The sequence below is a fragment of the Rugamonas rubra genome, from assembly GCF_900114705.1.
GTDB classification, from domain to species: domain Bacteria; phylum Pseudomonadota; class Gammaproteobacteria; order Burkholderiales; family Burkholderiaceae_D; genus Rugamonas; species Rugamonas rubra.
In genome coordinates this window covers 1-26,354 of record NZ_FOTW01000008.1, presented here as the reverse complement: position 1 = coordinate 26,354, position 26,354 = coordinate 1, and the positions used below count along the sequence as shown (strand labels likewise).

Genomic DNA, 26,354 nt, shown 5'->3' with positions numbered 1-26,354 from the left:
ATTTCCCCGGCGCTACGGACGTCGCGCCAACCTTCTCCGCTCGAGCTCGTGTCCGAATGTCGGCACTGACCCCGAATGGAGGTGAGGTGGCGCGGGACGGTCAGTACTTGATGCGCACGCCGCCGTAGACGGTCTTGCCGTTCTTGTAGACGCCGGCGATCTGCGTGGTGTCGGTCTTGAACACGGTCAGCAGCGGGTCGTTCAGGTTCTGCGCTTCCAGCGTGAACTGCACCGACTTGTTGAAAGTATAGTTCAGCGAGACGTTCAAGGAACCGTTGGCGCTTTGGAAGTAATCGCTGCCGCCGCGGTTGCCCAGCTTGTAGGTCGAGCGGTGGCTGTAGCCGACCCGCGCGCTGAAGCGCTCGTCCTCGTAGAAGGCGCCGACGTTGTAGGAGTTCTTCGAGGTGCCGTACAGCGAGCAGTCCTCGCCGGCCTTGCCGTTGCAGGTGCCGTCGGCCAGCTTGCCGGTCTGCTTGCCGTCGGCGTAGGTGTAGTTGGCCGACACGCCGAAACCACCCCAGATGCTCTGCTCGTAGGCGCCGTTGAAGCCGGTCAGGGTGCCGTCGGTGTTGAGCGGCGCCGAGATGTCGTAGTTGGCGATGGCGCCCTGCTTGGCGGCGTCGGCGTAGGGCAGCACGCTGTGGCCGTAGGCGATCACGCCCTTGAGCTTGCTGGCGAACAGGCCGGCCGACAGCATCGCCTTCGGCGCGAAATACCATTCCAACGTGGCGTCGACGTTGTTGCTGCGGATGGGCTTGAGGAAGGGGTTGCTGCCCACGCCGGTGTGCTGCAAATCGCTCAGGTCGTTGCCGGCCAGTTGGCCGAAATCGGGCCGCGACATGCCACGGTTGAGGGCGAAGCGGCCGACCAGGCCGGGCGCCAGATCGGCGCGCAGGTTCAGGCTGGGCAGGAAGTCCTGGAAGCTCTGTTCATAGTTCGGCTTGCCGCCCGGCAGGAAGGCGCGGATGTCCATCTCGGTGCGCACCACGCGCACGCCGACGTTGCCGCTGACCGCGTCGCTCGGCTGCAGCGTGGCCATCAGGTAGGCCGCCGCCGCGTTCTCCTTGATGTTGTACTCCTGCTGCGGGGCGTGGCTGTCGAAGGTGGCGTACTTGGCCACCCACGAGGCGACGTAGTCGTTGCTGATCTTGAAGGGGCTGAAGCCCGGCGTCGGGTTGACCGGCAGCTTGCCGTACCAGTTGCTGCCGTAGTTGCCGACGGCGCTGTCGGGAATCTGCGCGTCGTCACCCGAGCCGGCGCCCAGCGTCATGGCCAGCTTGGTCAGCTCGCGCTGGTGCTTGGCGTAGCGCAAGCCGAACTTGATCGACGGCACCTTGTCGAAGGACAGCTTGAGTTCGCCGTCGGCCTGGCCGTAGCTTTCCTTGTCGCTCGACTCGGTGTAGCTGCCCCAGCCGCCGATGCCGCCGCCGGCGCGGACGAACTTGTCGCCGCCGGGCACGTTCAGCACGAAGATGCCGTCCGGCGTCAGTGAGTAGCCGGCGCCCTGGTTCCAGCCGCTCTGCACCTCGAAGCCGACGTCCTTGGTGCGGCCGCTGCCGCTGGTGTGGCCCAGCTTGCCGCTGACGGTCAAGTCCTGGTCGACCACCCACTTGGCGTCGAAGTTGACGAAGGTCGAGTCGGTCTTGGCGTCGGGCCGGGCGGCGACGTCCTCGATCACCGAATAGGCCCCGCTGCTGTTGGCGCCGAAGGCGTTCTTGTCGTAGAACACCGAGGTGATGGTGTTGCCGGAGACGGTGGCCGGGCCGCTCGGCTTGACCGAGTTGCCGTTGCCGCCGGGGCCGGTGGCGGCGTTGATGGTGCTGGCCATGTAGTTGGTGTTGTAGTTCTTCGCGTCGACGGTCGAGCGGAAGCCCGACAGGTCCAGCGTGACGTTGCCGACCGGCTTCCATTGCGCCTCGATATAGCCGCCCTGGCGCTTGCGCTCCTGCTCGAACAGCACGGCGCCGCTGAGCAGGCTGATGTTCTTGCCGGCCAGCGCGGGGTCGGCGTAGTTGGCGCCGGTCTTGTCCCACCACACGCCCTCGGAGCCGGCGCGCTGCAGCTTGCGGGTCTGCGAGAACAGCTGGGCCAGCACGCCGAAAGTGTTGTCGGCGTTCTTCCAGTTGAGCAGGGCTGTGACGGCCGGGTCGGTCGACTTGGCCGCCGTCGAGTAGGCCGCCTCGGCCGACAAGGAGGTGGTCAGGTTTTGTTTGAATTCGAGCGGCTTGCGGGTCTGGATGTCGACCGTGCCGGCGGCGCCGCCCTCGATCAGGTCGGCCTGCGCGGACTTGTGCACGACGATGCGGCCCACCAGGTCGGACGGCAGCACGGTGTAGGACACGCTGCGGCCGCCGCTGGAGATGTTCGGACCGTACCAGTCGCCGCTCGACACGGTGTGGCCGTTCAGCGTGGTCAGGGTCAGCTGCGAGGACAGGCCGCGCAGTTGCACGTGTTCGTTCTCGCCGAACGAGCCCTCGGCCGAGCCGGCGCTGGTGGTGGTGACGCCGGGCACGCGGGCCAGCGAGTCGGCCACGTTCTTGTCGGGCATCTTGCCGACGTCCTCGGCGGTGACCACCTCGACCAGGCTGTCGGCGATCTTCTTCTGGTTCAAGGATTGTTGCAGCGAAGCGCGGATGCCGGTCACCACCACCACCTCCTCCTTGACCGCCGCCTGCTGGGCCTGGGCCGGCAACGCCGCGCCCATCACCAGCAGCGCCACCGCCGCCGCGATCGGCTTCATCCTGCGGCCGGCCGCGCTCATATCGACCATACCCACTGCGCTCTCCTTGTGTTTCATGTCTTCCCCCTTGATTGTGGCTTCGCTTTGGAAACCATTTCGTTTTTATAAAGACCTCTTGCCGCTTCACCAGCAGCGCGGCGTCCCGAAGGTCCATTTCCTATGACCACCTACAGAACCAATTCAACGCCAATATACAGTTATCAAATACCGAAATACTACCAATTTAAGAGGGATTCTGAGCATGTTGCAAGTCACACACAGACCACTTTGCGCAAATTCCCGCCCCGTTTTGACACATTGCCCGGCGTAGTACGTAGAAACCGCAGGGCGCCGAGTAATACCAACGTCGCGGTCTTTTTTTGGTATTATCCAGCGACACATTTGACACAAAGGCAGGCGCGCCAAGTACGCGCCGCCACGACGGGAGACCAACAGCAATGACTTCGCTCGCAGAGATCATGCAGAACTTGGGGCAGAACAGCAGCCTGCCCCTGTACCAGCAATTGCAGCGCGCGCTGCGCGAGGCGATCGACAAGCGCCTGTTCGGCCCGGACGAGGCGCTGCCGGCCGAGCGCCAGCTGGCCATCGACCTGTCGGTGTCGCGCATCACCGTGCGCAAGGCCATCGACGGCCTGGTCGAGGAGGGTCTGCTGGTGCGCCGGCCCGGCTCGGGCAATTTCATCAACACCCGCATCGAGAAGAATTTCGCCAAGCTGACCTCGTTCTCCGAGGACATGCGGGCGCGCGGGCGCGATCCGCGCAGCGTCTGGCTCAAGCGCGCCGAGGGCACCGTCACGCCGGAGGAGGCGCTGCGCCTGCGCCTGAGTCCGGGCGCGGCGGTGTACCGCTTCCACCGCATCCGCTACGCCGACGAGGTGCCGATGTGCCTGGAGTACGCCACCATCGTCGCCGCCTGCCTGCCCTCGCTGGAGGCGGTGCAGGTGTCGATGTACGACGCGCTGGAGAAGGCCGGCAACCGGCCGGTGCGCGCGCTGCAACGGCTCAGCGCGCTGCTGCTCAACGCCGAGCAGGCCGCGCTGTTGCAGGCCAACCAGGGCGACGCCGGCCTGGCCGTCGAGCGCCTGGGATTCTTGCGCGACGGCCGCGCGGTGGAGTTCTGCCGCTCGATCTTCCGTGGCGACATGTACGACTTCGTCGCCGAGCTGAGCACCAGCTAGGCGTTCGCGGCCGCCGGCGCGATGCAGGCCCCGCCAATTGCAGATAGCCGGGACCGGTTCATAGGGTCAGACCCTAGGGTCTGACCCTGGATTGGCGCTACCGGCCTCGGCACCGACGAAAAAAGGGGCGGAACGCCTTGCGCGTTCCGCCCCTTTTTCGTCCGGCGTGCTTACTTCGGCGCCGACTTGGCCGCCGGCGCGGCGCCGGCCTTGCTCTCGTCGCCGGCCAGCACCACGCTCAGGCGCCCGCCGTCGATCGCCTTGCGGAAGGCGGCGTTGACCTGCTCCGGCGTCAGCGCCTTCAGCTTGTCCTCCAACTGCTGGCTGAAGCTGTAGCTGCGGCCCAGGTACAGGTTCTTGCTCCAACCGGCCGCCAGCACGCCGTCCTTCGAGCGGTTCTGCACGCGCTGCTGCAGCATGCCCGACTTGGCGCCGGCCACCTCGGCGGCGCTGAAGCCGTCCTTCAGCGCGCGCGCCAACTCCTCGCGCACCGCCGCGTCCAACCTGGCCAGGTTCTGCGGCGCGGCGATGGCGTAGATGGCGAAGCTGCCGGCGCGGTCGGTGTCGCCGGCGTCAAGGCCGGAACCGCCGCCGTAGGACAGGCCGTCCTTCTGGCGGATGCGGTCCATCAGGCGCGACTTCAAGCCGCCCTCGCCGAAGATGTAGTTGGCCAGCATCAGCGCCGGGTAGTCGGCGTCGGTGCTTTGCAGGTCCAGGTTCAGGCGCGCCGTGTAGAAGCCGTTCTCCTTGTCCGGCGTGTTGATGGCCTTGCGCCACGCCGCCTTGTCGGCGTTGCTGCGCTCCAGGCGGGCGTAGTGCGCCGGGCTGCGCCAGTTGCCCAGCGTCTCCTCGACCACCTTGCCGGCGGCGGCCGGATCGAAGTCGCCGACGATGGCCAGCTCGCCCTTCGAGGCGCCGTAGAAGTCGCGGTGGTAGGCCTTGACGTCCTCCAGCTTGAGCGCCTTGACCGCCGCCAACTGCTCGTCGACCGTCATCACGGCGCGCATGTCGCCCTTCGGATAGTGGTCGAAGTATTCGGCGACGGCCTGCATGGCCAGCGACTGCGGCTCGTTGCGGCCGGCCTCGACGCCGACCAGCCACTGCTGGCGCATCTGCTCGAACTCGGCCTCGGGGAAGCTGGCGTCCTTGAGCACGTGGCCGACCAGGCGCAACGCCTCGGCCAGGTGTTCGCCGGTGGTGTCGAAATGGTAGAGGCTGCCCGAAATCTTCAGCTTGGAGAAGGCGTCGGCCAGTTGTTCGCGGTTGTACTTGCTGGTGCCGCGCATCAGCATGTCGTTGGCGGCGGCGGCGACGACGGACTTGCCGAACAGGTTCTTCTCGTCGCCCCAGTGCAGCTGCAGGTCGACCGAGACCGAACCGCCCCGGTTCTTCTTCGGCAGCAGCGCCACCTTCAGGCCGCCGATGCTCTTGAGCGTCGTGCGGGCGTTGATGTTGGCCTGGGTCGGCTCGAAATCCTCGGCGCTCAGCGTGGCGGCCTGGGCCTTGAAGCCCTGCATGGCCTCGGCCACACTGGGCGCGGCGCCGATCTCGGCGCGCTGCGGCGCGTCCTCCGGCAGGAACACGCCGACGGTGCGGTTGTCGCGCTTCAGGTAGCGGCCGGCGGCGGCGCTGACCTGCTCGGCGGTGATCGTCGGCAGGCGGTCGCGGCCCTGGAACAGCAGGCGCCAGTCGCCCAGCGCGATCTCCTCGGACAGGGCGACGCCGACCCGCTGCGGATCGTTGAGCGATTTTTCGATGCCGTTGGCGAAGTTGCGCCGCACCCGCTCCATCTCCTCGGCCGTCGGCGGCGTGGCGGCGAAGCTTTCCACCGCCGCCGTCAGCGCCTCGCGCACCGGCTCGATCGGCTGGCCGGTCTTGACCAGCGCGCCGATGATCTGCAGGCCGGGCGCGTAGCCGGTCTCGCCGAAGCTGAACACCTGGGCCGCCTTGCCGCTCTCGACCAGGGCCTTGTGCAGGCGGCCGCTCGGCGTGTCGCCGAGGATCTCGGACATGAAGCTGAGCGCGTCGCTGTCGGCGTGCAGCGCGGACGGGATCTTGTAACCCAGCGCGACGATCTGCATGTCGCCCTTGCGCCGCACGGTGAAGCTGCGCTCGCCGTCCTGGGTCGGTTCGACCGTCCAGAACGGCGGCAGGCTGCGCTTGGGTTTCGGGATCGCGCCGAAGGATTTGTTGATCCAGGCCAGCGTCTGGGCCGCGTCGAACTTGCCGGCCACCAGCAGCACGGCGTTGTCCGGCTGGTAGTAGGTGCGGTAGAAGTTTTTCAGGTTGTCGATCTTGACGTTCTCGATGTCGCTGCGGTTGCCGATGGTCGAGCGGCCATAGCTGTGCCAGTCGTAGGCCACGCTCTGCATGCGCTTGAGCAGCACGCCGAAGGGGGAGTTCTCGCCGGCCTCGTACTCGTTGCGCACCACCGTCATCTCCGAGTCCAGCTCCTTGCGGTCGACGAAGGAATGGACCATGCGGTCGGCCTCCATGTCGAGCGCCCATTTCAGGTTGTCCTTGCTGGACTGGAACACCTCGTAGTAGTTGGTGCGGTCGTAGGAGGTGGTGCCGTTGAAGTCCATGCCACGGTCGGCGAATTCCTTGGGGATGCTGCGGTTCTTCGGCGAGCCCTTGAACAACATGTGCTCGAGCAGGTGGGCCATGCCGGTCTCGCCGTAGTTCTCGTGGCGCGAGCCGACCAGGTAGGTGACGTTGACCGTCACCGTCGGCTTGGAGGCGTCGGGGAACAGCAGCACCTTCAGGCCGTTGGCCAGCTGGTATTCGGTGATGCCCTCGACCGCGGGGCCTTTGACGACGCCGGCCGGCAGGGCCTGGGCCCAGGCCACCGAGCTGACGACGAAGGACATGCTGCAAAGGAACATGCCGGCGCGCACGCCGTGTTTGCGGACAGGTGGTTTCATATTTTTCAAGGGAGGGGGAAACATCGATGAAATCGGGGAATACAGCATACCCGCTGTTCGCCCCGAAAGGGAAGTTTGAAATTGAAATATTGCCAGAAGAAAAACTTTGGTCCGGACGACAGCACCCGCCAGCCTGCAAGGCATGGCGCTGGCGCTGGCGGCGGACGGCACGGCGGCGGCCCTATTGGCGCAATTGCTTCTCGTTGGCCAAGCAGCGCGAGCTGATGCGCGACAACTCGCCCATCTCCTCGGCGAGGAACTCGACCAGGTCGCCGACATGATGGTTGCGCATCAACAGCGCGGCGCCCTGGACGGCCAGGTCGCGCTTGCAGTGCACGGTTTGCATGGTACAGATTTCACCAATACGCATGGCAGTCCCCTCCCCCGGCGACATGCCGGACAATGTCCTACGTTAACACGCTGGGGAGAGAAAAAAACTGATCCCGCTCAAATGGGCGGGCCGGGAGGGGATGGTTTAGGGCTTGCCCGGCTGGGGTTCGGGCTCGGGCATCAGGCAGGCCTCGACCATTTGCAGGTCGTTGTCGTTGGCGAAGGCGACGACGAAGTGGTAGGCCATCGGTTCGATCTGGCGCAGCTTGGCGTTGACCACCACCGACTTGACGCCGTTGACGACGGTCGGATGCACATACGGCGAGAACTGCAGGTGGGAATGGCGCGAGGTGGTGCCCTCGGGGCGGAAGCAGGACATCACTCCGCACAGGCGTTCGGCCCAGTCGCTGGGACGGAACTGGCGGCCATTGCTGGTGATGCCAAGAATAAAGAACTCGTCGCGCGGTTCTTTCTTGTTTTGAGCTGACTCGGCCATAGGCGGCTTGTGGGTAACAAGTGTGCGTGGAAGATCCCGGCAGGTACGTCGGGCTGGTAAAGCGATCCTTTGCGGATTTCAGTATTATATCTTATAGAAGACCTGAATTGCTAAACCCTTGATTACATGCACTTTTTACAAGCAAGGGGCGGCCTGCAGACAGATACGCACCAGTGCAGTGCGTTACTGTTGTCTGTATCCTACAGGCAAGCCACAATTGTAAGCCTGTTTCCCGGCTTAGCCCAGCCAGACGGCTCCCGACAGCAATAACAGCAGCATCATCCACAACAACAGCGCGCGCCAGACCAGGCCGACCGTGCTCTGCAGGGCGCGCACGCTGGGCTCCTCGCCCGGCAGCACTTCCTGCTCGACGTCGGTGGTGTCGACCGTGGCGGCGTCGACCGGCAGCACCTTGGCCGCGTTCTCGGCCGGGGTGCCCAGGCGCACGCCCATGGCGCCGCCGCCGGCCGACAGGATGATGCCGATCGCCTCGTCCTGCCAGCGGTCGGCGAAGTTGCGCCAGGCGTAGATGGCGTCCTCGAAGTTGCCGACCACGGCGAAGGCGACGGCGGTCAGGCGCGCCGGGATCCAGTCGATCCAGTAGAAGGCCTGGGCGGCGAACTGGCCGAAGGCCTCGTTGCGCATGTGCTCGGGCTCGTTCCAGGCGCGCGACAGGTATTCGGCGACGCGGTACATCACCGCGCAGGCCGGGCCGAGCGGCATGAGGAACCAGAAGAACACGCCGAACACGTTGCGGTGGGTGGTGATGAGCGACTTCTCGACGGCGATGCGGGAGATCTCGGCCACCTCCATGCCCACCGTGTCGAGCTTGGTCCACTCGGCCAGCAGGCCGCGCGCGGTGGCCTCGTCGCCGGCGTTCAGGGCCAGCTGGATCGAGGTGAAATAGTGGCTGTAGTGGCGAAAGCCCAGCGTCAGGTAGACGATCAGGATGTTCCAGGCGAAGGCGGCGATGAACAGCTTGTAGTGCATCAGCACCCAGTAGATCGCCGCCGTCGGCACCATCAGGATCGCCATCATCAGGAACCAGCCCATGCGGCCGTGGCGCGGGTGGCCGGCGTTGAACCAGGTCTCCATCCGCAACGCCAGACTCTTGATCTCGGCGTAGATCGGATTGTCCGCGCGCAGGGGCTTCAGTTGCTCGATCAGTAGCGCGCAGAGAATGGAAAGAAATGTCATCAAACGTCCTTTTAGTCAACAATGCCGTAATGCCCGCTACGATAGCGCAGTGCAGTGGCGGAATCAAACTTATTGCGGGAATTTCATTACGCCCGTGCCAATCATGCGCGCAGGAAATGGAATAGATTGCGCAACATGCCCGCCGTCGCGCCCCAGATGTAGAAGCGATCATACGGCATCGCATAGAAGGAGCGCGGCCCGTCCGGCAGCGCGACCGACAGGCGCTGGTGGTTCAGGCCGTCCATCAGGAAGGCCAGCGGCACCTCGAAGATCTCGGCCACCTCGCCGGGGTCGGCGTTCAGCTCGAACGGCGGCGCCACCAGGCCGACCACCGGCGTGACGCGGTAGCCGGTGCCGGTGTAGTAGTCGGGCAGGGTGCCGAGCACGTCGACGTGGCGCCGCTGCAGGCCGATCTCCTCCTCCGACTCGCGCAGCGCGGTGGCGATGGGCGAGGCGTCGTAGTGCTCGGCGCGGCCGCCGGGAAAGCTGATCTGGCCGCCGTGGTCGGTCAGGTGGGCGGTGCGCTGGGTCAGCAAAATGGTCATGCCGGCGGCGCGCTGCACCAGCGGGATCAGCACCGAGGCCGGGGTCGGCGCTGCGCGCAAGGCGAAGGCCGGCTCGCTGTGCTCGGGCGTCCACAGCGGCGGCGCGGCGAAGCGCCGGCGCAGCCAGTCGGCGGCCAGGCGCTCGGCCGCCAGCGGCGGTTCGCCGGCGATGTCGCCGGCCGGCAGTTGTTGGGGATCGAATTGGGACTTGGCCACGCGCACTACCTCCTCACGCCACTGTACAGCGGACAGCGCGCAGATGCAAAAAAGGGGCGCCAGTCGGCGCCCCTTCTATCCAAACACAAGCGGCAATTAAGCGCTTGCTTTCGCCACAACGCGGCGATTTGGCAGTTTTTCTTTGATACGTGCCGATTTGCCCGAACGCTCGCGCAGGTAGTACAGCTTGGCGCGACGGACGTCACCGCGGCGTTTCACTTCGATCGAAGCGATCAGCGGGGAGTACAGCTGGAAAGTACGCTCGACGCCTTCGCCGGACGAGATCTTACGAACGATGAAGTTCGAGTTCAGGCCACGGTTGCGACGGGAGATGACCACGCCTTCGTATGCCTGGGCGCGCTTGCGGGTGCCTTCGACGACGTTGACGTTGACGATCACGGTGTCGCCAGGTGCAAACTCAGGGATGGTTTTGCCCAGGCGAGCGATTTCTTCTTGCTCGAGTTGTTGAATCAGATTCATTTTTCTTACTCCATAAACCATCTTGCCGGCGCGGCCATGGCGTGCGGGACGCCCTGAGCCCGGTAGAGGATGGGGTTAAACACGCGGGCAACATGCCCGCAGGGTACAACAGCGGATTTACGAACCCGCCAAAAACTTTTCATCGAGCTTGCTGAGCAGGCCGGCGGCGCGCGCCTTGGCCAGCAAGTCGGGGCGCTTGCGCGCCGTCGCCTCCAGCATGCGCTGGCGGCGCCATTTCATGATCTCGGCGTGGTTGCCGCCCATCAGCACGGGCGGCACCGCCACACCCTCGTAGACGTCCGGCCGGGTGTAGTGCGGCGAATCGAGCAGGCCGTTGACGAAGCTGTCCTCGACCGCCGAGGCGTCGGTGTTCAACACGCCGGGCAGCTGGCGGATCACGGCGTCCATCAGGGCCATGGCCGGCAACTCGCCGCCCGACAGCACGAAGTCGCCCAGGCTGATCTCCTCGTCGACACAACGGTCGATCAGGCGCTGGTCGACCGCCTCGTAGCGGCCGCACAGGATCACCAGACCCGGCTCGGCTTTGAGCTGCATCACGCGCTCGTGCGTCAATTGCTTGCCCTGGGGCGACATGAACAGCACGCGCGGCGGCGGCAGACCGGCATCGGTCTGGCGCTGCTTGGCGGCGGCCAGGGTCGCTTCCAAGGGCTTGGCCAGCATCACCATGCCGGGGCCGCCGCCGTAGGGGCGGTCGTCGACGGTGCGGTGATTGTCGGTGGTGAAATCACGCGGATTCCACAGCGACAAGCCACATTTATTCTGTTCGAAGGCGCGCCGGGTGATGCCCGACTGCGTCAGTGCGCCGAACATTTCCGGGAACAGGGTCACGACATCAAATTGCATGGCCTGCCTTTCCGGACTGTCCACTACGCTTACTCGGGAGCGACTTAATAATCCAGGCCCCAGTCGACGGTGATCTTCTTCGCTTCCTTGTCCACCTTGACGATGAACTGGTCGACAAATGGAATCAGGCGCTCTGGCGCCACGACTGCCGGGTCTGCATCGACTGCGGCCGCTGGCGTGATGCGCAGGATCGATTGCGGTCCGTTGCTCATCATGTCAGTCACCTGCCCCAGGTGCTCACCTTGTACATTTTCTACTGTCAGGCCGATCAGATCGGCCCAATAAAATTCATCTGCCGACAGCGTCGGGAAATGACTGCGCGGAACGAACACAGCGGCGCCTTTGAGCGCTTCTGCTCCATTCCGGTCGGTCACGCCCGCCAGCTGTGCGCAAACGTCGCCGCCATGCAGTTTGCACTGCTTGACTTCAACACCGCGCATGGCCGGCTTGTCGAGCCACCAGGATTCGACGTTCAGCAAGGCATCCGCATCTTCCGAGAAAGGTCTTACCCTCACCCAGCCAGCGACGCCATAGGCACCGTAGACAAAGCCTACCTGTGTCAAATCGTCGGGGACTTGCACCCCGGATGCATGCTTATCGGTCAAACCAGTGGACCAGACTTAAGCCGATTTGTTCGCGGCGACCAGACGGGCCACGGTTGGCGACAGTTGCGCGCCGACGGATTCCCAGTGAGCCAGACGGTCAGCGGTGATGCGGAATGGCACTTCGCCACCCGATGCCATCGGGTTGTAGAAACCGATGCGCTCGATGAAACGGCCATCGCGGCGATTGCGCGAGTCGGTTGCAACGATGTTGAAGAACGGACGCTTCTTGGCGCCTCCACGAGCTAAACGAATAACGACCATAATATTTCCAAAAAGTGTGCTGAGACGGAAAAAGCCGCAAATTATAGCGCGCCTGACCGCAAAGCAGCAAGCGTTATCAAATAATTGGGCAGTGTTGGGGTAATCGGAGATTATCCCTCGTTCCGGCGCAGGGGGCAATAGCCTTGTTACCTAAAAAAGGTAGGCCGGGGCCCGTATTATGACCGATACTGCCCACTTTCCCGCAACCGGCGTGCATTTGCCACGATATTTATGACCGTTTCGCACAAGAATAAGACCTTCGCCACCCTGCTCGGCTTCCTGCTCGGCGGCTTGGGCGCCCACCGCTTCTACCTGCGCGGCGCCAAGGACGGCTGGGGCTGGGCCCACCTGGCCTGCCTGCCGGCCACCGCCCTGGTCGCCGTGGCCGCGCCGGGCGCCAACTGGTTCTACCAGATCATGCCGCTCACGCTGTCGGTGCTGGTCGGCTTCCTCGAGGCGCTGGTGCTGGGCTTGATGTCGGACGAAAAATGGGACGCCGGCTTCAACGCCGGCTCCGGCCGCCAGTCGGACTCGACCTGGCCGCTGGCGCTGATCCTGGTGGCCACGCTGATGCTCGGCGCCGGCGGCCTGATTGCCACGATTTCGCGCCTGTTTGACTTGTTGTACACTGGCGGGGCATACGGTTAATTCCGCACCCCCACACAACACCACGGAGAAAAAAATGACGAGTCGCCCAATGATCGCCGCCCTGCTGCTGGCCGGCATGATGTCCAGCGCCTACGCCCAGCCGCCGCTCAGCCCCAAGGAACAATACTCGATCGACAGCAAGCGCGCCGCGACGCGCTACGCCGACGACAAGAAGCTGTGCGCCGAGGAAAGCAGCTCCGGCGCCCGCATGCAGTGCACGCGCGACGCCAAAAGCGAGTACGACAAGAGCGTGAAGGCCGCCAAGGCCGCCCTCAAGGCCGGCCCGGCCAAGCAGGCCGCCTGCAACGACTGCGCCAAGGTGCTGTCGGTCAACGTCAGCGAGAAGGCCGGCGAAGGTAGCGCCCTCGGCGTGATCGCCGGCGGCGTCGCCGGCGCCCTGCTGGGCAACCAGGTCGGCAGCGGCCACGGCCGCGAACTGGCCACCGTCGCCGGCGCCGCCGGCGGCGCCTACGCCGGCAACAAGATCGAGCAGAAGGCCAAGTCGAGCAAGGTCTGGACCGTCGCCGTGCAGTACCAGGACGGCAAGCAGGCCAGCTTCAACTTCGACCACGACCCGGGCCTGATGGCCGGCGACCGCGTCAAAAACGCCAACGGCAGCATCGTGCGCAACTAGGCACCGAACTGCGGCAAGAAAAAAACAGCCTACGGGCTGTTTTTTTTCGCCTTTGCCATCATATCCACCAGACAATATTTTCACCCAACAAGGAGACGCCGTGCAGCCGCAACCCACCTTCCCCGTCCAATGGCAACCGCTGGTCGACCAGGCCGCCAGCACCCTGCGCGCGCTGGCGCTCGACGAGACCGCCAAGGAAAAATTCTGCAACGACCCGCTGCTGCGTCCCTACATGCACAAGGTGTCGCAGCGCTACGTGGCCGGCCAGACGGTCGCCTCGGCGCTGCAGCGGGTGGCGCAGATCAACGCCCGCGGCCACGCCGCCTCGGCCGAGTACATGGGCGAGAGCTGCCGCGACGAGGCCTTCGCCATGGCCGAGACGGAAGTCTTCATGGAGCTGTGCAAGGCCATCGGCGAGCAGAACTTGAAGTGTTCGATCTCCTTCGACCTGTCGCACGTCGGCTCGCTGGTCGATCCCGAGCTGGGCTTCCGCAACGCCCGCCGCATCGCCCACGCCGCCGCCTGCATCAATCGCGAGGTGATGATCTCGATGGAGGCGGCCGAGCGCGCCGACGACATCTACGCCATCTACACCCGCCTGCACAAGGAAGAGAACCTGGACAACGTCGGCATCACCGTCCCGGCCAAGCGCCACCGCACGCCGGCCGACCTGCCGGCGCTGATGCGCCTGCCGGGCCGCATCCGCCTGGTCAAGGGCGCATTTTTGGAATCCGAGGACGTGGCCTACCACCGCAACAGCGCCGAGCTGGCGGCGGCCTACCGCGCGCTGGCCGGCGAGCTGCTGCTGAGCGGCCACAAGTGTTCGCTCGCCACCCACGACCGCGCCATCCAGCACGATTTGAGCGAACTCATCATCAAGGAGCGCATCGACCCGCGCAACTACGAATTCGAATCGCTGATCGGCCTGGGCGGCGCGCAGATCGACGGTCTGCTGGCGCGCGGCTTCCCCACCCGCGAATACGCGGTGTTCGGCGAGGAGCATTTCCTGTACGTGCTGAACCGCATCGCCGAAGAACCCGTGCGGCTGTACCAGGCGGTGATCGACCTGATGGCCTAAGCGGCCACCAGGCGGACGGGCGCGACTTAACTTAGTTGCGGGCGTCCTTGGGTTTGCCGCCCTTCGGCCAGTCCTTGTCCTTGCCGGCGTACACGGGGCGCGGCTGGTGCGCGAAGAACTCGGAGACGTCGAGCGCGTCCTGGTCGGACAGCGAGCCGCCCTGCCCCAGCGGCATGTTGTACTTGACGAAGGCGGCCGCCGTGAACGTGCGCGCCATGCCGGCGCCGTCGTTGAACGAATCCTTGCCCCACAGCGGCGGGAAGGCGTAGCCGCCGGCGCCGTTGCTCAAGCCCTCGCCGGCCGCGCCATGGCAACTGGCGCATTTTTCGCCGTAGATCTTTTTACCGTGCGTGGCGTCCGGCACCAGCTTCTGGTCGATCGCGCCGAAGCCCCGGCCCTTGACGCTGACGCCGGTCGGCACGTCGCTCGACAGCCATTGCATATAGGCCAGGATGTTGTTCATCTCGTCCGAGTTGTAGGCCAGCGCCTTGCCGTTCATCGACCGTTCGAAGCAGTCGTTGACGCGCTCCTGCAGCGAGATGATCTTGCCGCTGCGCGAGCGGTACTCGGGGAACACGCCCCAGATGCCGATCCACGGCGAGGCCAACGCCACGGTGCCGCCCGTCATGTGGCAGTTGGTGCAGTTGAGCTTGTTGCCGACGTTGGCCGGCAGGCGTTGGTGGGTTTCGCCCAGCAGCAATTTGCCGGCCTGGATGGCGGCGCCCTTGGGGCCTGCGGGAATGGTCGAATCGGCCGGTGGTTTGAGTTCCGGCGCCGTTTGCGCCTGCGCGAGGCCGGCCGCCAACAGCGCGCCCAGCAGAATGGTGGAGTAAGTGGTCTTCATAGTCCAGTCACATGGTCGGTTGTACCGCGAGGACGCCGGTGCCGGGCACCGGCGGCGCGGGCTATTCGCCGCCGAGGAACAGGCCGGCGCTACTTGCCGGCGACTCCATTTCAAGGCGAAACGATATTGCCGTACAGATAGTATGCACGTAAACCGTCGCGAACAACAACGCTCCCGGCGACAAGTGATGCGCCGCCCCCACAACCGTGCCACGCCCGGCTAGTTGACGGCGACCTCGACCGTCGCCATCGACGAGACGGCTTGCGGGACAGGCAGGCCGCTGGCCTTGATGTCCTCGATGTGAAGCTGAATCGCCTCTTCGATCGAGGCAAGCACTTCCTCGCGCGTGGCGCCAACGGCGACACAACCCGGCAAATCGGGCACATGCGCCCCGAAAGACGACGGCCCCTCTTCGACAACCACTAAGAAACCCATAGCTCCCCCTATTTCGCCAGCTTCGCTTGCCTCAGCACGCTGCGCAAAGTACCAATTGGCACGTCCGTGCCCAGTTTGCCGGCAATGGTCACCGTGCAGGGCAAGTCATCATGCCTGAACTGTCGATGACTTCCTCGCACACGAACTTGAAACCGAGCATTCGCATGTAACAACTCAATCAGCTCGAATGTCTTCATCATAGTGTACATTGGCGACGACGATACGGAGGCAAAGGTGGCAGATATGCAGGACGGAAATCTGTACGAGAATGCGGCCCCGCCTGCGGACGGCGAACGTTTTGAGACGCTGCTGGCGCACAAAGGCCTGCATATTGAGCGCATCGTCAGCTCAGCGAAAATCGAAGCGCACGAGTATGTGCAGGAGCAGGACGAATGGGTCGTGCTGCTGCAGGGCGAGGCGACGCTGAATGTGGCCGGCACTAGTATCGAGCTCAAATCCGGCGACTATCTGTTTCTCCCGTCGCAGACGCCGCACACCGTAATGCGCGTGTCGCAGGGCGCGTTGTGGTTGGCCGTGCATCTACGCTAGCCCCGCCGCGGACACCGGGGTACAAAAAAAGCGGCCCGAAGGCCGCTTCTCAATGCCGCACGACAGTCCCGCTTAGAACTGGTCTTCCGTCAAGGCCAGCACGCCGGCGCTGCCGTCGATGATGGCGACGCGCAGGCCCGAGGCTTGCGACAGGATGTGGTCGGCGAAGAAGCGTGCGGTGGCGATCTTGGCCTGGTAGAAGCTGGCGTCGCCCTCGTTGGCGTCCAGCTTCTGCTGGGCGATGATGGCGGCGCGCGCCATCTGCCAGCCGCCCAGCACGATGCCGGCCAGTTTCAGGTACAGCACGCTGCCGGCGAACACGCCCTTGATGTCGCTCTTCATGTTGTTGGCGACGTACTCGACCACCGCCTCCAGGTCCTTGCTGCCGGCCGACAATTGGGCCAGCACGGCCTTGAAGTCGGCGCCCGGCAGCGCGGCCAGTTGCGCCTCGGTGGCGCGCACCTGGGCGATGATGCCCTTGGCCACGGCGCCGCCGTCGCGCACGGTCTTGCGGCCGACCAGGTCGTTGGCCTGGATCGCCGTGGTGCCTTCGTAGATGGTGAGGATCTTCGAATCGCGGTAGTGCTGGGCGGCGCCCGTTTCCTCGATGAAGCCCATGCCGCCGTGCACCTGCACGCCGTCGCGGGTGACGTCCTGCGACATCTCGGTCGACCAGCCCTTGATGACCGGCACCAGGTACTCGTACACCGCCAGGTTGGCCGCGCGCACCGACGCGTCCGCGTGGTGGTGGGCGACGTCGCTGATGGCCGCGCCGACGTAGGCCAGCGCGCGCGCCGCCTCGGTCTGCGAACGCATGGACATCAACATGCGGCGCACGTCCGGATGGTGGATGATCGAGACGGGACCGGCCGAGCCGGCCAGGTCGCGCGACTGCACGCGGTCCTTGGCGAAGGCGACGGCCTTCTGGTAGGAGCGCTCGGCCAGGCCGATGCCCTGCATGCCGACGCCGAAGCGGGCCGCGTTCATCATGATGAACATGTATTCCAGGCCGCGATTCTCTTCGCCGACCAGGGTGCCGATGGCGCCGCCGTGGTCGCCGAACTGCAGCACGGCGGTCGGGCTGGCCTTGATGCCCAGCTTGTGTTCGATCGACACGCAGTGGGCGTCGTTGCGCTCACCGAGCGAACCGTCGGCGTTGACCAGGAACTTGGGCACGATGAACAGCGAGATGCCCTTGACGCCGGCCGGTGCGTCCGGCGTGCGCGCCAGCACCAGGTGGACGATGTTCTCGGCCATGTCGTGTTCGCCGTAGGTGATGAAGATCTTGGTGCCGAACACCTTGTAGGTGCCGTCGCCTTGCGGCACGGCGCGGCTGCGCACGGCGGCCAGGTCGGAGCCGGCCTGCGGCTCGGTCAGGTTCATGGTGCCGGTCCACTGGCCGGACACCAGTTTTTCCAGATAGGTGGCTTTTTGCGCGTCGCTGCCGGCCGTCAGCAGCGCCTCGATGGCGCCATCCGACAGCAGCGCGCACAGCGCGAAGGAGATGCTGGCCGAGTTGAGCATCTCGATGCACGGCGTGGCGAACAGCTTGGGCAGGCCCTGGCCGCCGAACTCGACGGGATGCTGCACGCCCTGCCAGCCGGCCTCGGCGAAGGCCTTGAAGGCCTCCTTGAAGCCCTTCGAGGTGGTGACCTGGCCGTCGTGCCAGAAGCTCGGCTCCTTGTCGCTTGGGTTGTTCAGCGGGGCGACGACGTTGGCGCAGAACTTGGCGTTCTCCTCCAACACGGCCTCGGCGGTGTCGGCGGTGGCGTCCTCGTTGCCCGGCAGGGCGTTGACGGCGGCCAGGTCGGCCAATTCGTTCATCACGAACAACATGTCTTTCAGCGGTGCTTGATACGGCATTCTCTATTCTCCAAGAAAACAAGCCACGGCGACCCGGCTATGTGGCGGGATCGGCGTGGCTTGGTGGTGTTCAATCCAAGTGTTGTCGAAGCGGATTAGCCCAGTTCTGCGACCAGTTGCGGCACGATCTCGAACAGATCGCCCACGATGCCGTAGTCGGCCACGGAGAAGATCGGCGCTTCAGGATCTTTGTTGATGGCGACGATGGTTTTCGAATCCTTCATACCGGCCAAATGCTGGATCGCGCCGGAGATGCCGACGGCGATGTACAGCGTCGGCGCGACGATCTTGCCGGTCTGGCCGACCTGCCAGTCGTTCGGCACGAAGCCGGCGTCGACGGCGGCGCGCGAGGCGCCCATGGCGGCGCCCAGCTTGTCGGCCAGCGGTTCCAGAACCTTGAAGGCTTCACCCGAACCCATGCCACGGCCACCGGAAACGATGACTTTGGCGGCGGTCAGCTCGGGACGGTCCGACTTGGCCAGCTCACGGCCGACGAAGACCGACTTGCCCGAATCGGCGACGGCGGCGACGGTTTCGGTGGCGGCCGAACCACCGGTGGCGGCGGCGGCGTCGAAGCCGGTGCTGCGCACGGTGATGACCTTGACCTTGTCGGACGACTGCACGTAGGCGATGGCGTTGCCGGCGTAGATGGGACGCTCGAAGGTGTCGGGCGAATCGACCTTGGTGATTTCCGAGATCTGCGCCACGTCCAGCTTGGCGGCGACGCGCGGCAGGATGTTTTTGCCGTAGGCGGTGGCCGGGGCCAGGATGTGGCTGTACGAACCGGCCAGCGCCAGCACTTGTTCCGAGATGTTCTCGGCCAGGCCGTCGGCGAAGTGGGCGGCGTCGGCCACGATCACCTTCGACACGCCGGCGATTTGCGCGGCGGCGGCGGCGGCGGCGCCGGCGTTGGAGCCTGCCACCAGAACGTGCACATCGCCGCCGCACTGCAGCGCAGCGGTGACGGTGTGGTGGGTGCTGCCTTTCAGGCTAGCGTTGTCGTGTTCAGCAATAACTAATGCGACCATGATTTTTTCCTAGATTGTGTTCTAAACCCGCGACCCGGAACCCGGGGTCAGACCCTATTGCGGCGGCGCGAACTTCGGCCTGCGACAACAATCCGGGGTCTGACCCCAGCCTCGGTGCGCTGGGGTAAAAATATAAACGGCCAGGCCGCGCTTAGATAACTTTGGCTTCGTTACGCAGTTTCGCTACCAGCGTCGCCACATCGGGAACCTTGATGCCGGCCGAGCGCTTGGCCGGCTCGACCACTTTCAGGGTCTTCAGGCGCGGCGTCACGTCCACGCCCAGGTCTTCCGGCTTGGTCACGTCGAGCGGCTTCTTCTTCGCCTTCATGATGTTCGGCAGGGTGACGTAGCGCGGCTCGTTCAGGCGCAGGTCGGTGGTGATGATGGCCGGCAGCGTCAGCGACAGGGTTTCCAGGCCGCCGTCGACTTCACGGGTGACGCTGACCTTGCCGTCTTCCAGCACGACCTTGGAGGCGAAGGTCGCCTGTGGCCAACCCAGCAGGGCCGCCAGCATCTGGCCGGTCTGGTTGGAGTCGTCGTCGATCGCCTGCTTGCCCAGGATGATCAGTTGTGGCTGTTCCTTGTCGGCCAGCGCCTTGAGCAGCTTGGCCACGGCCAGCGGTTCCAGCTCGACGGCGGTTTCCACCAGGATGCCGCGGTCGGCGCCGATCGCCATGCCGGTGCGCAGGGTTTCCTGGCACTGGGTCACGCCGCAGGAGACGGCGACCACTTCGGTGACCTTGCCGGCTTCCTTCAGGCGCATGGCCTCTTCCAGAGCGATCTCGTCGAACGGGTTCATCGACATTTTGACATTGGCGATATCGACGCCGCTGCCGTCAGACTTGACGCGCACTTTGACGTTGTAGTCGACCACGCGTTTGACGGGTACCAAGACTTTCATAGCTGTGCCTTTGGGAAAAATAAAGAATGACGGGACTAAATAGTGGGCTAGATTATATGAGAAAACTAGCCCACAAACAGAATTTAAGCACGATCGTGCGTTTTTTTACTAGTATAAATCGTCTAAATGACGCACTTTTCTTGGATTAACATTTCTTGGGAGAACGAGTCGGGGCGAGAAAACCTGCCCCGCCCGAACAAACGGCGGTGGAACACCGGCCGGACGGCCGGCGCCGCGCATTTATTTGCGTTGCATCAAAAAGACAAATTCGCGGCCGTTTTGCACATGCGACAGCAAAGCGTTGCCGGTCTGTTTGGCGAAAGCCTGGAAATCGCGCACCGAGCCGGGGTCCGTCGCCATGATGCGCAGGACCTCGCCACTTTCCAGCTCGGACAAGGCCTTCTTTGCCTTGAGGATCGGCAACGGGCAGTTCAGCCCCCGGGCGTCGAGCTCTTTGTGGAATTCCATGATCTCGGTTTCAAGTAAAGTTTCACTCATCAATATACCCGCAATGTTGTTGTACTGATTTTTGACATACTACTCCAAATCAGGTCGATTGACGCGCTGCACCAAAATAGTTCACCGTCCGTTGTGAAGTCACAACGATAAATTCAGAATAGTAACGGCCCGCACCATGGGCGCGGGCCGCATGTTTGCTGCTTATGCGCGTTGCGCGACCCATGCTGCAACGCCAGCTAAGGCGCCCGCCAGACCGCTAGGATCGGTGCCGCCGGCCTGCGCCATATCGGGGCGTCCGCCGCCTTTTCCGCCCACTTGTTGGGCAACGAAGTTGACCAGCTCGCCCGCCTTGACCTTGCCAATGGCGTCCGCCGTCACGCCGGCGATCAGGCTGACCTTGCCGTCGTTGACGCTGGCCAGCACGATGGCGGCCGTCTTCAGCTTGTCCTTCAGCTTGTCCATGGTTTCGCGCAGCGCGGTGACGTCGGCGCCGTCCAGGGTCGCCGCCAGCACCTTGATGCCGTTCACGTCGACCGCCTGGTTGACCAGCTCGTCGCCCTGGCCCGAGGCCAGTTTCGACTTCAGCGCGGCCAGTTCCTTCTCCAGCGCCTTGACGTGGTCCTGCACCTGGACTATGCGCGCGGTCAGCTCTTCCGGATTCGCTTTCAGCGCGGCCGAGGCGTCCAGCAGGCGGCGGTTCATGGCTTGCACCAGCGCCAGCGCGCCCTCGCCGGTGACGGCTTCGACGCGGCGGATGCCGGCGGCGACACCGCCTTCGGCGATGATCTTGAACAGGCCGATGTCGCCGGTGCGGTGGACGTGGACGCCGCCGCACAGTTCTTTCGAGCTGCCGATATCCATCACGCGCACCTCGTCGCCGTACTTCTCGCCGAACAGCGCCATGGCGCCGTGTTTGACGGCGTCGTCAAACGACATATTGTGCGTCTGGGTGGCGATGTTGGCCAGGATCTCGCGGTTGACGATGGTTTCGACCTGGGCGATTTCCTCGGCCGTCAGCGCGGCGTTGTGGCTGAAGTCGAAGCGGGTCTTGTCGGCGTCGACCAGCGAACCCTTTTGCGCCACGTGGCCGCCCAACACCTCGCGCAGCGCCTTGTGCATCAGGTGGGTGGCCGAGTGGTTGCGGATGGTGCGCGCGCGCACCGCCTCGTCCACTTGCGCGGCGACGGCGTCGCCGACCTTCAGCGAGCCGGCGGCCAGCACGCCGTGGTGGCCGAACACGTCGGCTTGGATCTTCAGCGTGTCCTCGACCTCGAACTTGGCGCCGGCCGTGCTCAGCACGCCCTGGTCGCCCATCTGGCCGCCGGATTCGGCGTAGAACGGGGTGGTGTCGAGCACCACGATGCCGACCTGGCCGGCGTTCAGCTGCTCGACCGGTGCGCCGTCGGCGTACAGGGCGACGATCTTGCTGTCGTGGGCCAGCTGGTCGTAGCCGACGAAGGTGTTCTTCTCGCCCGAGTAGACCACGTTGGCGGCCATCTTGAACTTGCCGCCGGCGCGGGCTTTTTTCTTCTGCAGTTCCATCGCCACGGCGAAGCCGGCCTCGTCCAGCGTGACCTCGCGTTCGCGGCAGATGTCGGCGGTCAGGTCGAGCGGGAAGCCGTAGGTGTCGTACAGCGTGAAGGCGGTGGCGCCGTCGAGGTTCTTGCCGTCCTTGGCCAGCTGCGCCTCGAGGATCTTCATGCCGTTTTCCAGCGTCTCGCCGAAGCGCTCTTCTTCCTGCTTGAGCACCTGGGCGACGCGCGCGGCGGCCTCGGTCAGCTCGGGATAGGCCGTGCCCATCTCGATGTCCAGGTCGGCCACCAGCTTGTAGAAGAAGGGCTTGGTCTGGCCCAGCTTGTGGCCGTGGCGCAGGGCGCGGCGGATGATGCGGCGCAGCACGTAGCCGTGGCCTTCGGCCCCGGGGATGATGCCGTCGACGATCAGGAAGGAGGCGGCGCGGATGTGGTCGGCGATCACGCGCAGCGACTTCGATTCCAGGTCGGTGGCGCCGGTTTCGCGCGCGGCGGCCTTGATCAGGTTCTGGAACAGGTCGATTTCGTAGTTGCTGTGGACATGTTGCAGCACGGCGGCCAGGCGCTCCAGGCCCATGCCGGTGTCGACGCAGGGCTTGGGCAGCGGGTTCATATTGCCCTGCTCGTCGCGGTTGAACTGCATGAACACCAGGTTCCAGATCTCGATGAAGCGGTCGCCGTCCTCGTCCGGCGAGCCCGGCGGGCCGCCCCAGATGTCGGCGCCGTGGTCGTAGAAGATCTCGGTGCAGGGACCGCAGGGGCCGACGTCGGCCATCTGCCAGAAGTTATCCGAAGCGTAACGCGAACCCTTGTTGTCGCCGATGCGGATGATGCGCTCGGTCGGCACGCCGATCTCGTTGGCCCAGATGTCGTAGGCCTCGTCGTCCTCGAAGTAGACGGTGACGGTGAGCTTGTCGGCCGGCAGCTGGTAGACCTTGGTCAGCAGTTCCCAGGCGTAGTTGATGGCGTCGCGCTTGAAGTAGTCGCCGAAGCTGAAGTTGCCCAGCATTTCGAAGAAGGTGTGGTGGCGCGCCGTGTAGCCGACGTTCTCCAGATCGTTGTGCTTGCCACCGGCGCGCACGCAGCGCTGCACCGAGGTGGCGCGCGAGTAGGCACGCGTGTCGAGGCCGAGGAAGACGTCTTTGAATTGCACCATGCCACTGTTGGTCAACAACATGGTCGGGTCGTTGCCTGGTACCAATGGACTGGAACGGACTATCGAATGACCCTTGGATTCAAAAAACTTAAGGAATTTGTCGCGGATTTCAGATGATTTCATGTCGTATTGGCAGAGGTGGCTGGCAGATGCAAAGGGTTGATTATACGTGATTCAAGTCGACAAAATGGTGCTGGAATTGGAGACCGGCCTCGGCCGCGCGGCGCAGCGGCCCCGCCGGCGCCGGCGCCGACGCCTCACGGGCGGCCGGCGGCCGACGGCCTAGGCGAAGCCCGGGCCGATCAAATCGATGCGGTCGGTGCAGAAACCGTCGACGCCCCAGGCGAGGATTTCACGGGCGCGGGCCGGCTCGTTGACGGTGTAGCAGAACAGGCCGTAGCCGGCGCGCTTGATGGCGCCGGCCAGCTCGGCCGTCAAATGCCGGTGGTTGGTGTGGATGGCCACCGCGTCCAGCGCCTTGGCCTGGGCCTGCCAGTGGTCGGGCACGCGCTCGAGCAGCCAGGCGCGCGGCAGCTCGGGCACCGCGTCGCGCGCGGCGACCAGCGCCATCACGCTGAACGAGGCCAGCAGCGGCAAGGCGGCCGGATCGCCGGCCGCCAGCTCGGCGGCGAACATGCTGCGGGTCTGCCGCGCCACCCAGTCGCCGGTGGCCTGCTCGTGGCCCGGCACCGGCTTGATCTCGATGTTCATCCAGATGCGCTGGGCCTTGCAATAGTCGACGAACTGGGTGAAGAAGGGCACCGGCTCGTCGCGGAACTGCGGGCCGAACCAGCTGCCGGCGTCCATATAGGACAGCTCGACGGCGTCGGTCTCGGCCACGCTGCCCCGGCCGGCCACGGTGCGGCCGAACTCGGGGTCGTGCATGACCATGCCGATGCCGTCGCGCGACAGCATGACGTCGAATTCGACGGCGCGAAAGCCGTAGGCCAGGCCGGCGCGCAGCCCGGCGAGGGTGTTTTCCGGCGCCAGCGTGCCGCCGCCGCGATGGGCGACGATTTTTGGATAGGGCCACATAGATTGCCTTGGAGACCATTGTTATGACGGGATTTGCAACATTAACACGAGTCATATTGAAATGCTCGGCGTCCCGGAAAATGGCGCGGAAAATCTTCGCTGCGGCGCACAACGTTGTCGAATCATAAAAACAGTGGCGGCCGGACGGGCTCAGACGGTAAGCTAGCGCCCTATCCGTTTTCTTCAGAGGCAGACACATCATGACAGATGCCACAGAACACAATTCTGGCATGCCGAAGGCGCTGGGCCACATCCGCGTGCTCGACCTGAGCCGCGTCCTGGCCGGGCCGTGGTGCTCGCAAAACCTGGCCGACCTGGGCGCCGACGTCATCAAGATCGAGCGTCCCGGCTGCGGCGACGACACCCGCGCCTGGGGCCCGCCCTACGCGCGCGACGCCGCCGGCGTCGACACCAGCGAGGCGGCCTACTATCTGGCAGCCAACCGGGGCAAGCGCTCGGTGACGGTCGACATCGCCAGCGCCGAGGGCCAGGCCCTGCTGCGCGAGCTGGTGCGCCACTGCGACGTGGTGCTGGAGAACTACAAGGTCGGCCAGCTGAAGCGCTACGGCCTGGACTACGACAGCCTGAAGGCGATCAAGCCGGACCTGGTGTACTGCTCGGTGACCGGCTTCGGCCAGGACGGCCCCTACGCCCACCGCGCCGGCTACGACTTCCTGATCCAGGGCATGGGCGGCTTGATGTCGGTCACCGGCGAGCGCGACGACCTGCCCGGCGGCGGCCCGCAAAAGGTCGGCGTGGCGCTGACCGATTTGATGACCGGCATGTACGCGACCATCGCCGTGATGGCGGCGCTGACCCACCGCGACCGCACGGGCAGCGGCCAGTACATCGACATGGCCCTGCTCGACGTGCAGGTGGCGATGCTGGCCAACGTCGGCAGCAACTACCTGAACAGCGGCAAGCCGCCCAAGCGCTGGGGCAACGCCCACCCGAACATCGTGCCCTACCAGACCTTCGCCTGCAGCGACGGCTATATCATCGTCGCCACCGGCAACGACGGCCAGTACCAGAAGTTCGTCGAGGCGGGCGGCCGGCCGGAGCTGGCCGGCGACCCGCGCTTCGCCACCAACCCGCTGCGCGTGCAGCACCGCGACACGCTGGTGCCGCTGCTGGCGGCGATGGTGCTGACGCGCAGCCGCGACCATTGGATCGCCGAGCTCGAGGCGGTCGGCGTGCCCTGCGGCCCGATCAACGACGTCGGCGAGGTCTACCAGGACCCGCAGGTGCTGGCGCGCGGGCTGGTGGTCGAGCTGCCGCATCCGAGCGCCGGCACCGTCAAGCTGGTGCGCAACCCGATGCGGCTGTCGGCCACGCCGGCGCTGGCCGACCTGGCGCCGCCGCTGCTGGGCCAGCACACCGAGGAGGTGCTGGGCCAGCTGCTCGGCCACAGCGCCACCGACGTCGCCGCGCTGCGCGCCAAGGGCGTGCTGTAAGACTAGCCAACGCGCTTGCCGCGCAAGGCGCTCAGTGCAGCTGGTGTTTGAGTTCCGACAGCTCGTCGTGCATGTGCAGCACGGCGCTGCGCATCCGCGGCGTCAGCTTGGCGCCGCTGGAGCAGACGCGCTTGGCGCGGTCGCCCAATTCCTCCAGCTCGTCGAGCACTTTGCGGATGCGCGATTCGTCCTTGGTCTGGATCACCTCCCTCACCAGATCGGATTGCTGGTCCAGCCGCTGCAGGCAGTCGCGCAGCTCGCTGGGCACATCGCGCTCCGCCGAACAGGCTTGCGCGGCCTGGCCGATGGCTTGTTCAACACTGCTAAAACGGCGCTGTATCTCGTTCGTTTGTAACATGATGAGCTCCTTCATTGGCAAACAGGGCCGCGTCGGGCCGGTCCCAATTTGACCGCGTGGCGCGCGCAAAGTTTCCCCGGGCGGCGAGGCGAAGGCGCGGCAGCTCGAATGCGCCGCGCCGCCCCTGTCGCGGGGCCGGCCACAGACCGGGCCAGCGCTATGTTGACATCCTCCCCGCCCTAAAGGACGGGGATTCCTACGGCGCCGCGTGATGATCTACGGGTCGCTTCGGTGGGTTCCTGCTTCATCGAGCGGCCTGAATGCGCCGACTCTCCACAGGCTAAGACGCGATGTCCTCGCGCTAAAACATTGATCGCGCCAACAACATCGGCGTGATTTTCATAGCCACAGTCGACGCACAGAAATGAAGCCTGCGTCTGCCGATTGTCTTTTGAGACGTGGCCGCAAGCCGGGCACGTCTGGCTGGTATGGTGCGGTGGCACGGCCAGCAACATGCCGCCGTTCCATGCAAGCTTATAGCCAAGCTGACGACGGAACTCGCCCCATCCCTGATCGAGAATGGCGCGGTTCAGGCCCGACTTTT

At 65.0% G+C, this 26,354-nt stretch carries 27 protein-coding genes; 6 read left to right on the top strand and 21 right to left on the bottom strand.

Features of this window, described 5'->3' with window-relative positions; genetic code table 11:
- Window positions 1–100: 100 nt before the first annotated feature.
- The gene (locus BM252_RS07955) at window positions 101–2,770 is read right to left on the bottom strand and encodes a TonB-dependent receptor (RefSeq protein ID WP_245774168.1); all 2,670 of its coding nucleotides are present in this window, start codon (window positions 2,768–2,770) and stop codon (window positions 101–103) included.
- Window positions 2,771–3,177: 407 nt separating this feature from the next.
- Here BM252_RS07955 and BM252_RS07950 point away from each other — a divergent pair, with 407 nt between their 5' ends.
- Window positions 3,178–3,918, top strand: a complete 741-nt coding sequence (locus BM252_RS07950) for a GntR family transcriptional regulator (RefSeq protein ID WP_093386011.1) — start codon at window positions 3,178–3,180, stop codon at window positions 3,916–3,918.
- Window positions 3,919–4,088: 170 nt separating this feature from the next.
- On the opposite strand, the gene BM252_RS07945 is transcribed toward BM252_RS07950, so the two are convergent.
- The 9 genes from BM252_RS07945 to rpsP all read right to left on the bottom strand — a co-directional run bounded on the left by BM252_RS07945 (window position 4,089) and on the right by rpsP (window position 11,836).
- The gene (locus BM252_RS07945) at window positions 4,089–6,842 is read right to left on the bottom strand and encodes a M16 family metallopeptidase (RefSeq protein ID WP_093386008.1); all 2,754 of its coding nucleotides are present in this window, start codon (window positions 6,840–6,842) and stop codon (window positions 4,089–4,091) included.
- Window positions 6,843–7,023: 181 nt separating this feature from the next.
- Window positions 7,024–7,188, bottom strand: a complete 165-nt coding sequence (locus BM252_RS29960; RefSeq protein WP_139236342.1) for a CBS domain-containing protein — start codon at window positions 7,186–7,188, stop codon at window positions 7,024–7,026.
- 129 nt (window positions 7,189–7,317) lie between these two features.
- Window positions 7,318–7,668, bottom strand: a complete 351-nt coding sequence (locus BM252_RS07940; RefSeq protein WP_093386006.1) for a DUF3579 domain-containing protein — start codon at window positions 7,666–7,668, stop codon at window positions 7,318–7,320.
- A 237-nt stretch (window positions 7,669–7,905) separates the two neighbouring features.
- A complete protein-coding gene (locus BM252_RS07935) occupies window positions 7,906–8,865 on the bottom strand; it encodes a CobD/CbiB family protein (RefSeq protein WP_093386605.1) in 960 nt (319 codons plus the stop codon).
- A 101-nt stretch (window positions 8,866–8,966) separates the two neighbouring features.
- A complete protein-coding gene (locus BM252_RS07930; RefSeq protein ID WP_093386603.1) occupies window positions 8,967–9,626 on the bottom strand; it encodes a CoA pyrophosphatase in 660 nt (219 codons plus the stop codon).
- Between the two features lie 96 nt (window positions 9,627–9,722).
- The gene (gene rplS, locus BM252_RS07925) at window positions 9,723–10,106 is read right to left on the bottom strand and encodes a 50S ribosomal protein L19 (protein WP_093386003.1); all 384 of its coding nucleotides are present in this window, start codon (window positions 10,104–10,106) and stop codon (window positions 9,723–9,725) included.
- A gap of 117 nt (window positions 10,107–10,223) precedes the next feature.
- Window positions 10,224–10,970, bottom strand: coding sequence for a tRNA (guanosine(37)-N1)-methyltransferase TrmD (gene trmD, locus BM252_RS07920; protein WP_093386001.1), 747 nt, complete (start codon window positions 10,968–10,970; stop codon window positions 10,224–10,226).
- A gap of 44 nt (window positions 10,971–11,014) precedes the next feature.
- Complete coding sequence (rimM, locus tag BM252_RS07915; RefSeq protein WP_174900455.1) at window positions 11,015–11,551, bottom strand: ribosome maturation factor RimM; 537 nt, start codon at window positions 11,549–11,551, stop codon at window positions 11,015–11,017.
- A 39-nt stretch (window positions 11,552–11,590) separates the two neighbouring features.
- The gene (rpsP, locus tag BM252_RS07910) at window positions 11,591–11,836 is read right to left on the bottom strand and encodes a 30S ribosomal protein S16 (protein ID WP_093385996.1); all 246 of its coding nucleotides are present in this window, start codon (window positions 11,834–11,836) and stop codon (window positions 11,591–11,593) included.
- Between the two features lie 231 nt (window positions 11,837–12,067).
- Between rpsP and BM252_RS07905 the strand changes: the two genes are divergently transcribed.
- From BM252_RS07905 to BM252_RS07895, 3 genes are all read left to right on the top strand, one after another.
- A complete protein-coding gene (locus tag BM252_RS07905; RefSeq protein WP_093385993.1) occupies window positions 12,068–12,484 on the top strand; it encodes an NINE protein in 417 nt (138 codons plus the stop codon).
- A gap of 34 nt (window positions 12,485–12,518) precedes the next feature.
- On the top strand, window positions 12,519–13,118 hold the full coding sequence (locus BM252_RS07900; RefSeq protein ID WP_093385992.1) for an outer membrane lipoprotein: 600 nt from the start codon (window positions 12,519–12,521) through the stop codon (window positions 13,116–13,118).
- A 100-nt stretch (window positions 13,119–13,218) separates the two neighbouring features.
- On the top strand, window positions 13,219–14,196 hold the full coding sequence (locus BM252_RS07895; RefSeq protein ID WP_093385989.1) for a proline dehydrogenase family protein: 978 nt from the start codon (window positions 13,219–13,221) through the stop codon (window positions 14,194–14,196).
- A 31-nt stretch (window positions 14,197–14,227) separates the two neighbouring features.
- Here the strand turns inward: BM252_RS07895 and BM252_RS07890 are convergent, their stop codons facing one another.
- The 3 genes from BM252_RS07890 to BM252_RS32190 all read right to left on the bottom strand — a co-directional run bounded on the left by BM252_RS07890 (window position 14,228) and on the right by BM252_RS32190 (window position 15,672).
- Entirely contained in the window at window positions 14,228–15,040 is an 813-nt protein-coding gene (locus BM252_RS07890) for a c-type cytochrome (RefSeq protein WP_093385987.1), read from the bottom strand.
- A 219-nt stretch (window positions 15,041–15,259) separates the two neighbouring features.
- The gene (locus BM252_RS07885; RefSeq protein ID WP_093385984.1) at window positions 15,260–15,475 is read right to left on the bottom strand and encodes a type II toxin-antitoxin system HicB family antitoxin; all 216 of its coding nucleotides are present in this window, start codon (window positions 15,473–15,475) and stop codon (window positions 15,260–15,262) included.
- A gap of 8 nt (window positions 15,476–15,483) precedes the next feature.
- Complete coding sequence (locus BM252_RS32190; RefSeq protein WP_093386600.1) at window positions 15,484–15,672, bottom strand: type II toxin-antitoxin system HicA family toxin; 189 nt, start codon at window positions 15,670–15,672, stop codon at window positions 15,484–15,486.
- 46 nt (window positions 15,673–15,718) lie between these two features.
- Between BM252_RS32190 and BM252_RS07875 the strand changes: the two genes are divergently transcribed.
- Window positions 15,719–16,024: a cupin domain-containing protein gene (locus BM252_RS07875; protein WP_093386598.1), complete on the top strand. Its 306-nt coding sequence runs from the start codon at window positions 15,719–15,721 to the stop codon at window positions 16,022–16,024.
- A gap of 72 nt (window positions 16,025–16,096) precedes the next feature.
- Here the strand turns inward: BM252_RS07875 and BM252_RS07870 are convergent, their stop codons facing one another.
- From BM252_RS07870 to ugpQ, 6 genes are all read right to left on the bottom strand, one after another.
- The gene (locus BM252_RS07870) at window positions 16,097–17,887 is read right to left on the bottom strand and encodes an acyl-CoA dehydrogenase (protein ID WP_093385982.1); all 1,791 of its coding nucleotides are present in this window, start codon (window positions 17,885–17,887) and stop codon (window positions 16,097–16,099) included.
- A gap of 95 nt (window positions 17,888–17,982) precedes the next feature.
- Window positions 17,983–18,915, bottom strand: a complete 933-nt coding sequence (locus BM252_RS07865; RefSeq protein WP_093385979.1) for an electron transfer flavoprotein subunit alpha/FixB family protein — start codon at window positions 18,913–18,915, stop codon at window positions 17,983–17,985.
- Between the two features lie 151 nt (window positions 18,916–19,066).
- On the bottom strand, window positions 19,067–19,816 hold the full coding sequence (locus BM252_RS07860; RefSeq protein WP_093385976.1) for an electron transfer flavoprotein subunit beta/FixA family protein: 750 nt from the start codon (window positions 19,814–19,816) through the stop codon (window positions 19,067–19,069).
- Window positions 19,817–20,056: 240 nt separating this feature from the next.
- Window positions 20,057–20,284 (bottom strand): sulfurtransferase TusA family protein, encoded by a 228-nt coding sequence (locus tag BM252_RS07855; protein ID WP_093385973.1) that lies wholly within the window; start codon window positions 20,282–20,284, stop codon window positions 20,057–20,059.
- 192 nt (window positions 20,285–20,476) lie between these two features.
- Window positions 20,477–23,086, bottom strand: coding sequence for an alanine--tRNA ligase (alaS, locus tag BM252_RS07850; protein WP_093385971.1), 2,610 nt, complete (start codon window positions 23,084–23,086; stop codon window positions 20,477–20,479).
- Window positions 23,087–23,245: 159 nt separating this feature from the next.
- The gene (ugpQ, locus tag BM252_RS07845; protein WP_093385968.1) at window positions 23,246–23,998 is read right to left on the bottom strand and encodes a glycerophosphodiester phosphodiesterase; all 753 of its coding nucleotides are present in this window, start codon (window positions 23,996–23,998) and stop codon (window positions 23,246–23,248) included.
- Window positions 23,999–24,198: 200 nt separating this feature from the next.
- On the opposite strand from ugpQ, the gene BM252_RS07840 reads away from it, so the two are divergent.
- Complete coding sequence (locus tag BM252_RS07840; protein ID WP_093385966.1) at window positions 24,199–25,452, top strand: CaiB/BaiF CoA transferase family protein; 1,254 nt, start codon at window positions 24,199–24,201, stop codon at window positions 25,450–25,452.
- 31 nt (window positions 25,453–25,483) lie between these two features.
- On the opposite strand, the gene BM252_RS07835 is transcribed toward BM252_RS07840, so the two are convergent.
- Both BM252_RS07835 and BM252_RS07830 read right to left on the bottom strand, forming a co-directional pair.
- Window positions 25,484–25,810, bottom strand: coding sequence for a hypothetical protein (locus tag BM252_RS07835; RefSeq protein WP_093386595.1), 327 nt, complete (start codon window positions 25,808–25,810; stop codon window positions 25,484–25,486).
- A gap of 179 nt (window positions 25,811–25,989) precedes the next feature.
- On the bottom strand, window positions 25,990–26,354 hold a 365-nt coding region (locus tag BM252_RS07830; protein WP_139236340.1), incomplete at its 5' end, for an RNA-guided endonuclease InsQ/TnpB family protein.

Coding starts and splice junctions, on each gene's coding strand:
- BM252_RS07835 (WP_093386595.1), bottom strand. CDS start 25,810: ATGTTACAAACGAACGAGATACAGCGCCGTTTTAGCAGTGTTGAACAA.
- BM252_RS07890 (WP_093385987.1), bottom strand. CDS start 15,040: ATGAAGACCACTTACTCCACCATTCTGCTGGGCGCGCTGTTGGCGGCC.
- BM252_RS07955 (WP_245774168.1), bottom strand. CDS start 2,770: ATGGTCGATATGAGCGCGGCCGGCCGCAGGATGAAGCCGATCGCGGCG.
- BM252_RS29960 (WP_139236342.1), bottom strand. CDS start 7,188: ATGCAAACCGTGCACTGCAAGCGCGACCTGGCCGTCCAGGGCGCCGCG.
- BM252_RS07905 (WP_093385993.1), top strand. CDS start 12,068: ATGACCGTTTCGCACAAGAATAAGACCTTCGCCACCCTGCTCGGCTTC.
- ugpQ (WP_093385968.1), bottom strand. CDS start 23,998: ATGTGGCCCTATCCAAAAATCGTCGCCCATCGCGGCGGCGGCACGCTG.
- BM252_RS07950 (WP_093386011.1), top strand. CDS start 3,178: ATGACTTCGCTCGCAGAGATCATGCAGAACTTGGGGCAGAACAGCAGC.
- BM252_RS07885 (WP_093385984.1), bottom strand. CDS start 15,475: ATGGGTTTCTTAGTGGTTGTCGAAGAGGGGCCGTCGTCTTTCGGGGCG.
- BM252_RS32190 (WP_093386600.1), bottom strand. CDS start 15,672: ATGAAGACATTCGAGCTGATTGAGTTGTTACATGCGAATGCTCGGTTT.
- BM252_RS07900 (WP_093385992.1), top strand. CDS start 12,519: ATGACGAGTCGCCCAATGATCGCCGCCCTGCTGCTGGCCGGCATGATG.
- BM252_RS07855 (WP_093385973.1), bottom strand. CDS start 20,284: ATGGAATTCCACAAAGAGCTCGACGCCCGGGGGCTGAACTGCCCGTTG.
- BM252_RS07945 (WP_093386008.1), bottom strand. CDS start 6,842: ATGAAACCACCTGTCCGCAAACACGGCGTGCGCGCCGGCATGTTCCTT.
- BM252_RS07840 (WP_093385966.1), top strand. CDS start 24,199: ATGACAGATGCCACAGAACACAATTCTGGCATGCCGAAGGCGCTGGGC.
- BM252_RS07865 (WP_093385979.1), bottom strand. CDS start 18,915: ATGGTCGCATTAGTTATTGCTGAACACGACAACGCTAGCCTGAAAGGC.
- trmD (WP_093386001.1), bottom strand. CDS start 10,970: ATGCAATTTGATGTCGTGACCCTGTTCCCGGAAATGTTCGGCGCACTG.
- alaS (WP_093385971.1), bottom strand. CDS start 23,086: ATGAAATCATCTGAAATCCGCGACAAATTCCTTAAGTTTTTTGAATCC.
- BM252_RS07940 (WP_093386006.1), bottom strand. CDS start 7,668: ATGGCCGAGTCAGCTCAAAACAAGAAAGAACCGCGCGACGAGTTCTTT.
- rplS (WP_093386003.1), bottom strand. CDS start 10,106: ATGAATCTGATTCAACAACTCGAGCAAGAAGAAATCGCTCGCCTGGGC.
- BM252_RS07875 (WP_093386598.1), top strand. CDS start 15,719: ATGCAGGACGGAAATCTGTACGAGAATGCGGCCCCGCCTGCGGACGGC.
- BM252_RS07935 (WP_093386605.1), bottom strand. CDS start 8,865: ATGACATTTCTTTCCATTCTCTGCGCGCTACTGATCGAGCAACTGAAG.
- rpsP (WP_093385996.1), bottom strand. CDS start 11,836: ATGGTCGTTATTCGTTTAGCTCGTGGAGGCGCCAAGAAGCGTCCGTTC.
- BM252_RS07860 (WP_093385976.1), bottom strand. CDS start 19,816: ATGAAAGTCTTGGTACCCGTCAAACGCGTGGTCGACTACAACGTCAAA.
- BM252_RS07870 (WP_093385982.1), bottom strand. CDS start 17,887: ATGCCGTATCAAGCACCGCTGAAAGACATGTTGTTCGTGATGAACGAA.